Source organism: Microcystis sp. M179S2 (assembly GCF_020245805.1).
Lineage (GTDB): Bacteria > Cyanobacteriota > Cyanobacteriia > Cyanobacteriales > Microcystaceae > Microcystis > Microcystis aeruginosa.
Map to the genome: position 1 here is coordinate 1 of NZ_JADBUE010000190.1, position 14,716 is coordinate 14,716.

The 14,716-nt window shown below is 42.0% G+C and carries 11 protein-coding genes and 1 pseudogene; 7 read left to right on the forward strand and 5 right to left on the reverse strand.

The features are described from left to right. Positions 1 to 103: 103 nt before the first annotated feature. Positions 104 to 2,812, reverse strand: coding sequence for a HypX (modular protein) (locus IM500_RS11825; RefSeq protein WP_287738491.1), 2,709 nt, complete (start codon positions 2,810 to 2,812; stop codon positions 104 to 106). A gap of 409 nt (positions 2,813 to 3,221) precedes the next feature. Here IM500_RS11825 and IM500_RS11830 point away from each other — a divergent pair, with 409 nt between their 5' ends. Further along, positions 3,222 to 3,926 carry a hypothetical protein gene (locus tag IM500_RS11830; RefSeq protein ID WP_287738492.1) on the forward strand — a complete coding sequence of 235 codons (705 nt, stop codon included), beginning with the start codon at positions 3,222 to 3,224 and terminating at the stop codon, positions 3,924 to 3,926. 422 nt (positions 3,927 to 4,348) lie between these two features. Then, complete coding sequence (locus IM500_RS11835) at positions 4,349 to 5,278, forward strand: M4 family metallopeptidase (RefSeq protein WP_287738493.1); 930 nt, start codon at positions 4,349 to 4,351, stop codon at positions 5,276 to 5,278. A 3-nt stretch (positions 5,279 to 5,281) separates the two neighbouring features. Here IM500_RS11835 and IM500_RS11840 read toward each other — a convergent pair whose 3' ends face one another. Beyond that, a complete protein-coding gene (locus IM500_RS11840; protein WP_287738494.1) occupies positions 5,282 to 6,019 on the reverse strand; it encodes a hypothetical protein in 738 nt (245 codons plus the stop codon). A 155-nt stretch (positions 6,020 to 6,174) separates the two neighbouring features. Then, positions 6,175 to 7,323 carry a DNA polymerase III subunit beta gene (gene dnaN, locus IM500_RS11845; RefSeq protein WP_190723004.1) on the reverse strand — a complete coding sequence of 383 codons (1,149 nt, stop codon included), beginning with the start codon at positions 7,321 to 7,323 and terminating at the stop codon, positions 6,175 to 6,177. A gap of 403 nt (positions 7,324 to 7,726) precedes the next feature. On the opposite strand from dnaN, the gene hemL reads away from it, so the two are divergent. Together hemL and IM500_RS11855 are read left to right on the forward strand one after the other, a co-directional pair. After that, positions 7,727 to 9,028, forward strand: a complete 1,302-nt coding sequence (gene hemL / locus IM500_RS11850) for a glutamate-1-semialdehyde 2,1-aminomutase (RefSeq protein WP_072923782.1) — start codon at positions 7,727 to 7,729, stop codon at positions 9,026 to 9,028. A gap of 525 nt (positions 9,029 to 9,553) precedes the next feature. Next, positions 9,554 to 9,934 (forward strand): DUF1830 domain-containing protein, encoded by a 381-nt coding sequence (locus IM500_RS11855; protein ID WP_002761692.1) that lies wholly within the window; start codon positions 9,554 to 9,556, stop codon positions 9,932 to 9,934. An 8-nt stretch (positions 9,935 to 9,942) separates the two neighbouring features. Here IM500_RS11855 and IM500_RS11860 read toward each other — a convergent pair whose 3' ends face one another. Next, entirely contained in the window at positions 9,943 to 12,570 is a 2,628-nt protein-coding gene (locus IM500_RS11860) for a chloride channel protein (protein WP_190723003.1), read from the reverse strand. A gap of 237 nt (positions 12,571 to 12,807) precedes the next feature. Between IM500_RS11860 and IM500_RS11865 the strand changes: the two genes are divergently transcribed. Beyond that, the gene (locus IM500_RS11865) at positions 12,808 to 13,110 is read left to right on the forward strand and encodes a recombinase family protein (RefSeq protein ID WP_287738495.1); all 303 of its coding nucleotides are present in this window, start codon (positions 12,808 to 12,810) and stop codon (positions 13,108 to 13,110) included. A gap of 132 nt (positions 13,111 to 13,242) precedes the next feature. On the opposite strand, the gene IM500_RS11870 is transcribed toward IM500_RS11865, so the two are convergent. Continuing rightward, positions 13,243 to 13,833 carry a Uma2 family endonuclease gene (locus IM500_RS11870; protein ID WP_012266637.1) on the reverse strand — a complete coding sequence of 197 codons (591 nt, stop codon included), beginning with the start codon at positions 13,831 to 13,833 and terminating at the stop codon, positions 13,243 to 13,245. 175 nt (positions 13,834 to 14,008) lie between these two features. Between IM500_RS11870 and IM500_RS11875 the strand changes: the two genes are divergently transcribed. Together IM500_RS11875 and IM500_RS11880 are read left to right on the forward strand one after the other, a co-directional pair. Beyond that, positions 14,009 to 14,293 (forward strand): hypothetical protein, encoded by a 285-nt coding sequence (locus IM500_RS11875; RefSeq protein ID WP_190723002.1) that lies wholly within the window; start codon positions 14,009 to 14,011, stop codon positions 14,291 to 14,293. A 70-nt stretch (positions 14,294 to 14,363) separates the two neighbouring features. After that, a pseudogene (locus IM500_RS11880) lies at positions 14,364 to 14,716 on the forward strand (ATP-binding protein); the annotation flags it as partial.

Here is a 14,716-nt window from a genome sequence, read left to right on the forward strand (position 1 = left end):
AAATAGAGAGAATTCTTGTCCATTAAGAAATGTTACAAATTACATGGGTACATTAAGAAAAGTTAAGGGGGTACATCCATTGATGGATAAGGGTTTTGGGCTATTATGGTATATATGTATGGGGGAAGTTCAGAAATAAAAGAAGACTAGCGTGAATACCAAATAAATAAACTTTATTATCTGAATTTGAGTCAAGGTAAGTTAATGCTGACATGGGTAGCTGTATAATTTTTTCTTGAGATTGACTAGAAGATTTAAATATTCCTTGATAAAACTCATCTAAGTGGCTGCTGCCCTTTCCGATTTCAAGAATTGGGGGAATAGTTTGCACATAAATATCATTGTATTTTTCATAAACTATATTTAATATAACAAACTCTGTCTGTTTACCACTATAATTTTTTATCTGTTGATAAGATTTTCTGCCTCGCTCTCCATAACAATCAAGAGCATTTTTAATTAAACGTTCGGCCCATTCTAGACAATTTTGGCGGGTAAATTGTCCCTTTAATAGCTTGGTGTCTCCGACATAAGCAGTGATTAAATAAGACCAAATTTGATACACTGTCCAGTAAGCATAGTAATTAGCATCACCGTCTCTAGCCGCATAAATACGAGCTTTTTCTAAGAGACGAAGAGGTTCAATTAATAAATGAGTTTTTGGATTGGGTAATTGGGCAATGTAGCCAGGGAAAAAGATATAAATTTTGGCGCGGTGAGAATAGATACGAGATAAATAATAGAAAAAAGGATGAGCATTAGTTTGAGAGTATTCACCAATGATTGCGTATTCTTTCAAATATTCCTGCAAATATTCTTCAGCAGTGTTCAAACATTCTTCAGCTTTACGAATTGCAAAACCCCTTTCTTGATGGTCACGTTCCTCATCTTCAAGGTCTGTATAAAAATGATAATCAAATAGACAGATATGGTAGAGACTAACTAATAGTTTATCGTCTAGTCGTCCCTTTTCGATATGGGGTTTAATAACCTCAAGATATTTTTGGGCAATACGATAGAGACCCTCTTGAAGATATACCTGAATAATTGCCAAATGTGCTTCATAGGCCACCCTACTCCAAGCTTGATTATTATTAACTTCCTTGAAATTTCTCTCATCCCAATTGCGATATTTATCCTTAAACAGCTTTTTTTCTAAATAATCTTGCATAGCCCTGAGAGAGAAAGGGTAAAATTTTATCCATTTTTCTGCTTTTTCTAGTATATATTTTTCCTCAATTCTCTGACAAAGTTGTTGTAGATATTGCTGAGAATCAATTGCCGTTTTTTCAATGGCTCTCAGTCGAGCGTGAAGGGCAGACTTAGCGGCAGATTCTAGAAGATCGAATCCATAAAATTCTCCTGTTGCTAATTCTTGATCGGCGACAATTTGATTATAATTAATTTCACCTTCTAGAGATTTTTCCACATCTTCCTGTTTGCATAACTTAACCAGAGAATAAGACCAAACAGCACTATTTCTTGTATTGCCAATCACTTTATCTTCACTGACTATTTTTTGGGTGACAGGCAGATAGCCTTGCTTTTTCAAAATATCTATCCCCTCAAACAAAAATCGATTAATTGCGGTGGTGATATGAGCGATAGGACTGCCCACACCTACCACTTCTTCACAAAATTCTAATCGACTGCTTGATTCTTCTTGCTTGAAAAATTGGCTGATTTCTTTTTCTTCTAAGGTTGGTTTTGGTTTCCAGTTCTCTGGGGGATAGACATAAAAATACACTCGCACCCTATAAGCTATCTGTTTTTCTAATCCTTGAGCATAATACTCATTTTCGTCTTCAGGATCATCGAGAAAATCGGTATTGATTAAACCTGTTTTGCCTCGGTATAATTTTAGGGGCAGAGGTTTGACTTTCTCAATTTCTAAATAGTCGATATAAACGGGAAATTTGTCCCCTAATAAATTATTTTTGATAATTGAATTGCTCAGGCTTTCCAAAAAGAGATTGGATATGGAATCGCTAGTTAAATTATTCTGAACAAAATCTGGACATTGCCCGACAACAGTTTTAATTTGTCTGAGTCCAGCTTGAAATTCTGTCCGGCTCACTTCTCTTAAAATCTTATCAACCAAATCCTTGATAATTTCCTGCTCCGAGTCTGTTGATAAATGCTGATAATATTTTTTTAATCGGGGTTGAATATACTCTATAATCTGATTAACTAGCTTTAAAGATTCATCTAGATTTTGATTATCATTTCGATCAAGAGATTTTAGGTAACTGTGTTGTTGTTTTTGGGAACTGTATAGATTAATGGCCTGTTTATAAAAGCTAACAACGTCTAGGGAATCCTGCTGTATTTCATCGGTAATGATCTCTTTTAACTGCTCAAGTAAACCAGCTTCGGGATGAACAAGTAATTTCAATTTATCCCTTTCATCCAGAGATAACTGTGCATATTTTTTGAGAACTCGTTCTTTTTCTTGTTGGGTAAACTTAGTGATCATTTTTTGGGCTAAGCTATCCTTATTTTTGGCTGACTCTCCTTGCCAATAAGCCTCCAGTGAGCTAAGAATAGTAACTAATTTCCCCAAGCTTAAACTGGGTACCCGCTCCTCGCGTTCCTTTTCTTGGTAACGCTCTCCCATCACCGAACGCAGCACTCGCCGGACAAAAATGCGATTTTGTCGCCATTGTTTGGCTATTTTGTACTCATTCGGTTTGGGATTATCCTCACTAATGTCCAAATCGGTCAAATTGTTGAGGAGATGCAAATACACCGCAGCATCTCTTTGTCGGTCTTCATCGCTTTGTCTTTGATTTTCTGTGTCCAGATCGCTCATAGGTTTAGATGTTACTCTGATGATTCAGCCCTAGATGCCCGTTTTGATCAATAGTTATGTTCATATAATACAGGCTAATCTGGGGGATGTGCATAAAAAATCTGCATTAATTTTTGTAAACCTTGTGAAAATTATCGGTAATTGGTTTGTTAGCCTTTGTAGTGCAACCCTGTAGATGATTGCAGGAAAGAGGTTGCTGATGACCGAAGAAACCGATAGGGTATCGATCACTCAACTGGTGAGGGCGGTTTTTGTATGTACATTTTGTACAATAAAATACGAAAAAATTTTAACGCTGTCACTGTATGTACACACTCAAAAAATATCCTGTACAGACTTTACATATTCGATCAATTTTTTCTAATGTAAATGTACATACAAGGTTATTTTATCTCGTTTTTGTAACACAATGCCAAAACAGTTAGAAAAGAAAAAAACAACTGAATTAGAAGATATAGCCATTAAGTTGTCCGGCTCGGATTCGCCCGGTGGCGCGGAAGAGGAGTTTTGCCTCTTCATTGGCTCTCAGCCCAAAAGCCTTCAGCCCAAACTCGAGCCGAGGTACACTAAGCAAGTCCGATTGTCCACGGGTTTGCTGGTTGAATTTGAACGTGTAGATAAGTATCAATCGAAATTTACTCAAGCATTCAAATTCAAATATCGCCTCCGACACCAAGACATCCCTTTATACGGCTCCTCGATCATTGTTGATTTAGACGAAGACAATAAATTTTTGTTTGCAAACTCGTCTGAAGTTGCTCAAGATGAAGCTGTAAAAAAAGGATTTCCTGACAAAAATCCGAAAGTTACTGAAGAAGATATAAAAGATTCGATCTACGAATATTGTCTTAAGAAGGGTGAGCCTATTTCCCCAGAAGCCCTAAAGGATTGTGATATTAATCCCGAGCTTTACTATTATTTCAAACACTTTTCTAATGGCTCCAGTCACAAGCTAGGTGAATGGAGACTTGTTTATGTTACGAACATTAAAGTTATGGCTCCAACCGGTGGCGAAAAATCTGTTGGAACATCACTGGAATTAACTGATTATGTGATAGATGCCCACACAGGGGAGATAATGCTCGAACTCTCAAATTTGAGAACCTTCTGCTAAAAGGGTTCTGTCCATAACCTACTGCCAAACTGTCTATCGTTTGGAGATATTTACCCAAATATCCCTAACTATTGGGCTGGTTTTGGTGAGCTTTTTTTGCATTATTTAAATATAACTCACTTTTTAACAGGAAATAAGTAGGTAGGTGTTAAAAACTTTCAGACACCACCCTTATCAAGGGGGGATTAAGGGGGGATCGACACCACCCTTATTAAGGGGAGATTAAGGGGGAATCGAACCCAAAATCCATCTTCAATTTAATTATAATCAGCTACTTACATGGGTATTTTATCCATTTTCTGTGGCTTTGCTTTGCCTAAATTCTGGCAATTTTGCCATCTTGACACATTGGGCGACTTTCTAACAAGATTAATTACTTAACCACTGACTGGAACTTATGAATTTATCGGGGGCAAAAACTTATGGTCTGCACAGAATGCCATGGCGCACCATATAATGGTAACTTCGGGCTTCCACAAACTTATAATTTGAGATATGAGAATTATTCCTCTAATATCACTCTTGCTGACCACCTATTAGTCGATGATCCTTGTCACGATTTTTGCCAACAAGCTCGCGATAATGTCGAAACCGTTGCCCAGTTTATCAACGGTAACTTCAGCAGACCACTAGATCAATATAAAGCTATCATTAATGTTGCCACAATAAATGGTTACTATCAGCCTGCCGCATGGTACACAAAACGAGCCTTATTTGCACAAAGAGAAATTAATGGTATAAACCGTTCCTATGGAACCGATATCACAGTAGTAGCTCATGAATTTTGTCATGGTTTAATTCAGCAAATTAATAAATTTTCAAGTGATCAAAAGCCAAATAATAAGTGTCCACAAAAAAATGCACTTGAAGAATCTTTTTGTGATATATTTGCGGTTTTAGTGCGTAACTATCATAGGGATTATGGTTTTTATTGGAATAATCCTCATAATTGGCTGTGGGATGTGGGAGAAAACTTTCAAGAAGGAACTGGATCCCTGAGACGATTAGATACATTACTTTCTTTAAGGTTTACAGATGCAGGGTCTGTCTATGGACAAATTGATTGGAATACGGCCGAGAATTATCATGAACTTTCCTTGATTCATAGTCATGCTTTTTATCGATTGATGACAATTCATAACACTTTCATCGATGGAGAGCCTCTTTTTAATGGCGAATTTGCTCTTAAGCTATTCGGTGCTGTTCTAGAAAATATTCTCTCGTTGGATAACTTCCTCGATAGTCGTAGAGTATTTGAACAACAAGCACAGCGATTACTAGCACCCTCTCCTCATATAGAGGTTCAATTAGATGCTATTTCTCAAGCATTTATTGATGTGGTAATTAAGTAAATATTAGCTAACTAAATTGACTATTAAGCAATCGCTTCGCACTTTTTTAATGTCAGTTTTAAAAAGCCATTTAACTAAGGAATTACCATTTTGTTCCAAGCGGGCAGTTAAATTTAACTTAGTCCTCACCAATTGCATATTATTAGGGACTTTGACAATCATGTGCATAAATTTACTTCCTTGAACTCCTTTTCCCTGTGCTTTTCGATATTCCCAATCAGCCTTATATTCCCCAACTCCTGTGGCTATAATTGTTGGTTGTAATTCGGGGTATTCTAGGGCAAAATCTGTTCCTCCTAAACTTGCCTGAGCTTCCTTAAACTTGATATTGGGGGACAGACTAACTTTACAGTTACGCTTGATTTCCTGATTGATTTCTAACGGATATAGATCAAAAGCAATAGCCCGGTTTTGTTGATTATCGGGCAGTAAATCAACAGAAAATTTAGCTTGAGTAATTTGAAATCTATCTTCTCCACTATTACGAAGAGAACAGGCAAAACGGACTAAAAAAAACTGTGCCTCATTCTGTTTTACCTCTAACCAAGAGGGAATTACACCAGAATAAAGTTCAGCTAATGGCCAAACTTCTGGTTGTCCGATGCTAACAGTTGGTGCATAGCTGGGCCGTGAGGGAGGTGACATAAATCCAAATCTTTCTTCCGCAATTTGTTCGTTGTCCAATTCTAGTGGCCCTTGCCAAAGAATATGCTGAATTGTTTCAGGAGTAGATAATAACATATCAATTCAATCCGTGAAGTTGTTCAATGATCAACAGTATATCGCCAAAATAGAGAAAATAAACCCAATCCTTTGGCGAGAAAATAGGATTGAGTTAACAGGATCAAAAATGGGATAGGTTAAAAACACATCCCACGGTCTCGATTAAGTCAGAATTACTGACGAATTTGTACCGGCATCACCAAATAGGTCATCTTTAAACCTCCCAAGGGGGTAAAAATAACCGGTTGGGTACTAGCATTTAACTTCATTTGGATATCATTATTGGGTAAAGCCTTCAAACCGTCCATCAAATATTTAACATTAAAGGCAATATCGCCGCTTTCTCCCTGAATTTCCGCCGCCATGGACTCTTTGGCGCTACCTAAATCGGGAGACTCCACCGCTAGGGATAAACGGTCATTTTCGCTATCGAGACTAAACTTGACTAAATTATTCTTTTGGTCAGATAAAACCGCCACTAATTCCAAACAACGGATTAACTGTTTGCGGTCTAAAACCAAAGAACGCTCGAAGGATTTAGGAATTAACTGATTATAAGTGGGATAGGCCCCTTCTAACTTACGACTGGTTAACCTCTGTTCCCCCATTTCAAAGATGACTTGAGAATCATCCACATGCAGAGTAATAGTCTCGATATTTTGTTTTGTTGCCATCATTCTTTCCAATTCTCGCAGGGCCCGGGCCGGAATGGTGACATTAAAGCCACCAGAGGCACTTTCTACCTCCTCTAGGGGAGTTTGTACCACCGCTAAACGATGACCGTCTGTAGCGGCAAATTCTAGACAATCGACGGTTTTAGTTAAATGTACCCCCGTCAACACCTGTTTAGTTTCATCGCCACTAGCGGCAAACAATGCACCTTTTAGTCCCTCTGTCAAGGCAACTATAGGTAAATTAACAATTTCCCCATCGGCCACCGTGGGCAATTCTGGGAACTCATCGGCCTTCATGCCGCGAATTTGGAACTGTGCCGAGGCAGTTTTCAGGAAAGCGAGACTATGCTCCTCATCATTCTCGTTTTCTTCCACAGAGATAGTGATTTCCCCCTCTCCCAAACGAGAGACAATATCGTTAAGCAATTTTGCCGGCAGGGTAATTTTGCCCCCTTCCACCACCTCGGCCCGAAAACTGGTGCGAATCCCTAAACTCAAATCAAAAGCAGTCAGGCTAATTTCGCCCTTTTCCTCATCGGCACAAAAGAGAACATTGCCCAAAACCGGATGGGTAGGACGACTGGCAACGGCCCGACTAACTAGGGATAAATTGCTGTTGAGTTCGCTTTGACTACTGGTAAATTTCATAGCAGGAATAGTTTTTTTGTACGCTAAGAAATAATAGCAAGAATTCCCCTGTGGAAAATCTGTGGAAAACCGGAGCTTTTTTTGATCGCTCTTTCTGGGCTAAAATCTATCAATAGCAATAACTTCGCCCATTGCTAGGTTTTTACTGCAATTCTGAAAAGATTGTGGAAAAATTGTCAAAAGTGAAATTTTTGCCCTTTCTCAGCCAATTCTATAAGCTGTTAACCATCAAGCTATAAGTCAAGAAGAGCGAGACTTGAGCCGACCAGCGCTCTTCCTAGGGAAAAATTGCGTCAAATGTAGGCCAGTGATCTTTAAAATGGAACAAGCAGCAGGAAGTTAACAAAACAAAGCTCCTGGCATTCCCCGAAACCGATAGACTCAAATAGACAAGGAGACAGGATTGGTTAGCACATCTTCGTATCAAACAACAAAATCGAAAGAAATCTTTACAGCCGCTCAAAAATTAATGCCGGGGGGTGTAAGTTCCCCCGTGCGGGCCTTTAAATCCGTCGGTGGTCAACCCATCGTTTTTGAAAGCGTCAAAGGGGCCTATATTCGCGACGTGGACGGTAACGAATACATAGACTATGTGGGAACTTGGGGGCCGGCTATCTGTGGTCATGCCCATCCCGAAGTGATTGCCGCCCTACACGATGCCCTAGATAAAGGGACCAGTTTCGGGGCTCCCTGTGTCCAGGAAAATATTCTCGCTGAAATGGTGATTGATGCCGTTCCCAGCATTGAAATGGTGCGTTTTGTCAATTCCGGCACCGAAGCCTGTATGTCCGTCCTGCGCTTAATGCGGGCTTTTACCGGCCGGGATAAAATCATCAAATTCGAGGGCTGTTATCACGGTCACGCCGATATGTTCCTCGTTAAAGCCGGCTCTGGTGTAGCCACCCTGGGCCTACCCGACTCGCCGGGGGTTCCCAAAACCACCACTAACAACACTTTAACCGCCCCCTACAATGACCTGGAAGCGGTAAAAGCCCTCTTTGTCGAAAATCCCGACTCGATTGCCGGGGTGATTTTAGAGCCAGTGGTGGGTAATGCCGGCTTTATCGTGCCGGATGCTGGCTTTTTAGAAGGATTGCGGGAATTAACCAAGGAATACGGGTCCCTATTAATGTTTGATGAGGTAATGACCGGATTCCGCATCGCCTACGGTGGCGCTCAGGAAAAATTCGGCATCACCCCCGATTTAACCACCCTCGGCAAAGTTATCGGCGGTGGGCTGCCAGTGGGGGCCTACGGCGGTCGGGCCGATATTATGGCGATGGTGGCTCCGGCCGGCCCGATGTACCAAGCGGGAACCTTATCCGGCAACCCCCTGGCCATGACGGCGGGAATTAAAACCCTAGAGTTACTCCAGCGCCCCGGCACCTACCAATATCTCGATAAAGTGACCAAATCCTTAACTGAAGGGCTGCTGAAAGTGGCCAGAGATGCTGGTCATAGAGTTTTTGGAGGTCATATCAGTGCCATGTTCGGGATGTTTTTCACTGGCACCCCCGTGCATAACTATGAAGAGGCCAAAAAGGCCGATGTGGCTAAATTCGGTCGTTTTCACCGGGGAATGTTGGAAAGAGGCGTTTATCTAGCTCCTTCCCAGTTTGAAGCTGGTTTTACTTCTTTAGCTCACACAGAGGCCGATATCGAACGGACTTTGGCCGCCGCTCAAGAGGTTTTAGAAAGTTTATAGTTAATACTGCTTCGGCCGGGAAAATCGATTGATAGAGTCCCAAGTATGGATGAGTTGACATTTCCCCGCTTGCAAAAGACGGGGATTCTCAGGGGAAATTTGGCTAGAAACCCCGAACAATCGAGGGATTATTATCCCCAGCACTGTAAAACTTATCAGTCCCAGCACAGGCCGCCCCTTTTTAGTCAACCAGATCGATAAGATCAAGAGCAAGAGGTATCTAACTTGACAAAAATTACCTCGGTTTCGATAATCCTGAAACCGTCAACAAAATTGAGTGATAAATAGCCTAGCAAAAAATCAAGAAAAACAGCAAAAAAACGTAGTTCCCCCCTTGACAAATAGCCAAAACTAGGCATTAGTTAAATTTAATGATTTTTTAATAAAAACCGCCTTCTATCACCAGAAAAAGCGATCGGTAGATTTTTATCAGAGTAATGTAATCATCTTTACAACTATCGGGGATCAAAGGATGTTAGGGTGAAGGAGCGATGACAAACCCACTTTAAGATCACCCCAATTGCTATGGCACAGATTCTCGATCCCCTCCCCAACGGCAAGAAAAATAGTATTCTTTGTTGTTATGTCAATGCGACCAGTCATATTCAAATTGTTCGCATCACCAATATTGCTAACTGGTATTTTGAAAGGGTGGTTTTCCCGGGGCAGCGTTTAGTATTTGAGACCCTAGCCGATGCTTTCTTAGAGATTCATACGGGGATGATGGCCAGTGCCATCCTTTCCGATAATATCCCCTGTGAACGCCTTTATATCAGCGATGGGGATGACGATGACTCCGATGGTCAACTAGAGGGGGAAATATTCTACCCCCATTCCCTAGAGGAAAGTCAAGGGGCGAAAATTGACAATACCGTACCCTTCGGTTTAAGTTTAGCTTCCGCCTAGCTAATAAACTAATCTGATAATTCCCCTCGCACGAGAATCACAGTGCAATTAACGGCACGGGCAATCGTCGAGGGGATATTGCCATTTAAGAACTGATTGAGCAAACTTTCCCTGGACGCACCCAAAAGCACCAAGGAACAGTCTTCCGATTCTACCAGATTAATTATTGCCTCGGCCGGAGAGGCCGAAGGAATCGGTAAAGGCACGATCATCTGTGCGATCGCTTTTTGTAAAGATGCTTGTAAAACTTCCAAAGTGGACAGATCTGGCAGTAACTCCGTCGGAGAATAAATTTTACATAACCAAAGTTTGGGATGATCCGAAGACTCGGACAAAGACAGCAAACTAGGCAATAATGCTAAAGCTCGTTGAGCATTGGGACCGCCGGCGGTGGGAATCAGCCAAATCCTTTCCCGATTAAGATCATTGGGAAAACAATCCTTTGTCCCCAATTTTACCAAGATGGTTTCACAGGGAGCTTCAGCAATCAAAGTATCGACTAAAAACCCGAAAATCGCCCCAGTAGTCGATTTTTCCCCCGTCCAACCCATAATTAATAAATTGCTGTGTCGTTCGCGAATCGTGGCTAAAATCCCGTCGGCGATATCCTGAGCCACGGAAATTTGTGTATGAACAGAGATATTCTGCCGTCGGGCTAATCTTTCCAGACGATGAAGTAATTTGCGTCCTTCCCGCGTATCTACCCTGACTTCCGCCGGAGAACTAAGACGAGGCACAGTAATCACATAGAGACAATCTATCTCATAATTGCGTTCACGGGCGATCGCAGCAGCAATTTTAAACAAAGCGGTAGCGGTGTCGGGATTGGCAATGGGTAACAAAATCCGGCCTATTCCCACGGCCGGGGAACGAGTTTGATAAACCACATAGGAAGGGGTACTGGGTTGGGGCAGTTGACAAACTCCCCCCAATTGATCGGCTTCCACCCGAATAATATCGGTGCGGGTAATGATCCCCACCAGTTTTTGACCGTCGGTAACAGGTAAACGGGAAAGCTGATAGCGATTTAAGAGAAATAAAACATCGCTTAAAGCTGCCTGGGGGGCCACGGTAATCGGATTGGGAGTCATGATCTCCCGTAGGACGGTTTGACTGTTTTTTGATCGCCATTTATCCAGATCACTTTGGGTAAAAATCCCCAATAGTCGCCCCTGTTCCACCACGGGAAAACCGCGATGATGGGAACGGGACATAATTTTCACCACTTCCCCCAGGGGTAAATCTGCCGCCAGAATTTCCACCTGCGATTGCATCACATCCATAGCCGACAGATGGGCCAGCACATCATTAGCAGGGGTTTCCTCGTTGAGAATAATACCACTAGCGGAAAGTAAATGCTGATAGAGGGAACCGGGGTGAATGCTTTCGGCAGTGATATAAGAAACGGCACAGGTCAACATCAGGGGCAGCACAACATTAAAATTGCGATGCAGTTCAAAGACAATCACGATCGCCGTTACTGGAACCCTGACTACTCCCGTAAAAAAAGCCCCCATACCGGCTAAAGTATAACTAGGTTCGCTGCCGAAACCCATCATTTTCGTCTCGATTCCCCCCACCAGAAACCCCAAACAGGATCCCAACACCAAAGCGGGGGCGAGCAGTCCTCCCGGGGCGCCGGAACTATAGGAGATCATCGTCAGGAAAAAATAGACCACAAAAGCGAGGGCGGTATTCTGCCAACTTAATTCCCCTGCCAGCAAAAATTCGCGTAAACCCGTATTATCTCGAAAAAAGTCGGGTAAAAAAGCCACTACCGTTCCCGATAAGCAACTGACCAGACCGATGCGCCAAGCTAAAGATAACCGCCAACGCCGCTGCATCTGACTACAAAAAAGGATGCCTTGATTGAATAAAGCCCCCAATAAGCCCGCTAAAGCCCCCAAAAGGCAATAAATGGGTATTTCTTGGGCAGAGAAGCTAATATTGGCATATTCAGTGATAATCGAGGGGGTATTCTGCAGCATCATCGAAACCACGGCCCCGGTAAAGGAAGCCACGATCGCCGTTTCTAGGGTCATACTGGAGACATCGCGCATTAATTCCTCGATCACAAAGAGGACGCCGGCGATGGGAGTAGTAAAACCGGCCGCTAACCCCGCGGCTGCCCCGGCTGCGATCATCTGACGACGGTGATCAGGACTGGTGGGCAGCCAGACGCTTAACTGGGCCGCTAGGGCTGCCCCGATGTGTACCGTGGGGGCGCGACGACCAAGGGTTAAACCACCGCCAAGGATCAGGATCGCCCCGATCATTTTTACTAGGGCGACCCGCCAAGACAGGGGCAAAGGATATTTAGCTAAGGCCGCTTTTACTTGGGGAATACCACCCCCGGCGGCCGCGGGGGAGAAGTGTTCGACAATCCAACCGGCACTGTAACCGAGCAGAAAACCGCCGAGGGGCAAAACTAGGAAAGGAGAGGAATTGGCTACTAGATGCACCCGCCAACCACCTAACCAACCGATACCCAATTTCAGGATAATAGCGGCAAGGGCGGAGAGAATTCCGATTAAACAGGCGACCAGTAAAGCATAACGACTATCGGTTGCGCTACGTCCGAAGTGTTGGGATTTAAACCACTGACGGAGGTTTTGGTGACGGGCAAAAAGTCCCATAATTATCAGGGAGAATCAAGGCAATGGCGGAGCGAGGATTTATTTAGGGTTCTGATTCCTCGTTTCTTTAATCATAGGCCGTTAAGTTCTGTCACCGTTCACCTTGTTGCTACCAGTGGCCCTAATAGTAGTTTTTCTATCGATGGGCTAGGATCAAAGGTTGTCCCTGTCTTTGAGCGGAGGGTATTTTAAAGTTTCAAGAGAAATATAATCAGATATAGTCAAGCATGGCAATATGTGGACAGGAAACTATCAGACTATGCAAAAAAAGCAGCAATAAGTTATCGAACGGCTTGGAGGTGGTGGAAACAAGGGAATTTAACAGGCTATCAATTGCCTTCTGGTACAATTATCATAACGGATGACAACCATTCAAAACCCGACTTGATAGCTGGCATTTATGCAAGAGTTTCCAGCGCCGAAAATAAAGACAATCTAGATAGACAAGCTGACCGATTAAAAGATTATGCTGTTGCTAGAGGCCACAAAATCTACAAAGTTGTCGAAGAAGTAGGCAGTGGGATAATCGCCAACAATTAGCCAAAATTCTAGTTGACCCCAATTATCGAAAAAATCGGGTCTAAAACCTCGTCTTTTAAGGCGAAAATTTTTGTAGCGGGGCATAAATCCCCGTTACAAAAACGGCCTGCTGCCCTCTGCCTCCTGCCTCCGTTAAGTTGGTTCAATAATTTTTATCCCTGCTCTAAATTCCCGCAGTGCTTGAGCATGATTTTCTGTATTAATACAACGCATCAATAAACCTACATCTAAACTCGGTAAAAGTTGCGATTTACTAACAGCTTCATATCCCTCATTTCCTAAACTATAAAACAATAACTCATCATTCGTCCAAAACCAAACTTCAGGAATTTGTAACCGTTTGTATGCTTCCAGTTTATTAATTCCTCCACTACTAACAACCACCTCAATCACTAAATCAGGATGTTTTCTATTTGCTCCCAATTCATAAGATTCATCACCTTCTTTTTTAACCTTTTCAAATTCATTTTCTAGGGTGACAGAACCAGTAGGAGTAAAATCTAATTCCAAAAATTCTAAATAAATTTCTACTAAAGAAGCAATACGTTTTTTGATAGTTTCCTGTTTTTTCCCTGGCATTTTTCTAATCTCCAAAACTCCATCTAAAAAAGATAACCTTAACCCTGGGCGCTCAATTAGCTGTTCAACAGCTTTAAATTCTCTCCAGGTTAAGTCACTAATTAAAATTGGTTCTGCTTCTCGTTCGATGAGTGTAGTTATCATAATTTCAACCCAAATTTAGAGAGGGAATTTTGCTCAATATGATATCATCTAAAAATAGATTATCATAAAAACAGGACTTACGCAAAAAAGACCGAAAGTAGGGGTAATTCATGAATTACCCCTACGCAAGAATAAGGCGTTCAGCCACGTCTTGCTTAAGTCCTAAAAAAACATCATGCAAGCATACAAACTCAAAGGAAAAATTGATCAATCTGGTAAGTTGCTGATTACCGAACCCCTGAATTTACCCCCCAGAAACGTGGAAATTGTAGTTTGGGCAGCCACAGACACCCTTGATCATACCACAACCCCAACCACTGAACCAGCACCAGAAACACCAAAAAGACCAACTAAAATCAAGGTTTTGCAAAACTGGTTTGAGAAAACCCAACCTGCACCTCCTGATTTTGATCCAGATCAAGCTAAATGGGAATATTTAAAGGAGAAACATAACCTGTGAAAATCTTGCTTGATACCAACATAATTATAGATAGTGTAAACTTAAATTGTTCACTCATTACCAAAATTCTATGACTCGCTGGTTTAATATTGCCGGTCCCTGTAAAGACGATATCCACTATATGCTCTCTCCCACAGTACGATTACCAGATTTAGAGGAGCTAATTCAACAACGTAGTTATTTTGTCCTTCACGCACCACGACAAACAGGGAAAACCACCGCAATGTTAGCTCTAGCACAACAACTTACTAATACAGGAAATTATGCAGCAGTCATGGTGTCAGTGGAAGTAGGAAGTGCATTTAATCATGATCCCAGTGCAGCAGAATTAGCGATTTTAAGAGCTTGGTATAATACAATAAATATCCGCTTACCCAAAGAATTACAACCACCTGTTAAACAATGGCAACAGGAAGAACCAGG

What these genes read in the sequence shown, in the direction of transcription:
- IM500_RS11825 (WP_287738491.1), bottom strand. Translation starts at nt 2,812, where the DNA reads ATGAGCGATCTGGACACAGAAAATCAAAGACAAAGCGATGAAGACCGA.
- IM500_RS11830 (WP_287738492.1), top strand. Translation starts at nt 3,222, where the DNA reads ATGCCAAAACAGTTAGAAAAGAAAAAAACAACTGAATTAGAAGATATA.
- IM500_RS11835 (WP_287738493.1), top strand. Translation starts at nt 4,349, where the DNA reads ATGGTCTGCACAGAATGCCATGGCGCACCATATAATGGTAACTTCGGG.
- IM500_RS11840 (WP_287738494.1), bottom strand. Translation starts at nt 6,019, where the DNA reads ATGTTATTATCTACTCCTGAAACAATTCAGCATATTCTTTGGCAAGGG.
- dnaN (WP_190723004.1), bottom strand. Translation starts at nt 7,323, where the DNA reads ATGAAATTTACCAGTAGTCAAAGCGAACTCAACAGCAATTTATCCCTA.
- IM500_RS11855 (WP_002761692.1), top strand. Translation starts at nt 9,554, where the DNA reads ATGGCACAGATTCTCGATCCCCTCCCCAACGGCAAGAAAAATAGTATT.
- IM500_RS11860 (WP_190723003.1), bottom strand. Translation starts at nt 12,570, where the DNA reads ATGGGACTTTTTGCCCGTCACCAAAACCTCCGTCAGTGGTTTAAATCC.
- IM500_RS11870 (WP_012266637.1), bottom strand. Translation starts at nt 13,833, where the DNA reads ATGATAACTACACTCATCGAACGAGAAGCAGAACCAATTTTAATTAGT.
- IM500_RS11875 (WP_190723002.1), top strand. Translation starts at nt 14,009, where the DNA reads ATGCAAGCATACAAACTCAAAGGAAAAATTGATCAATCTGGTAAGTTG.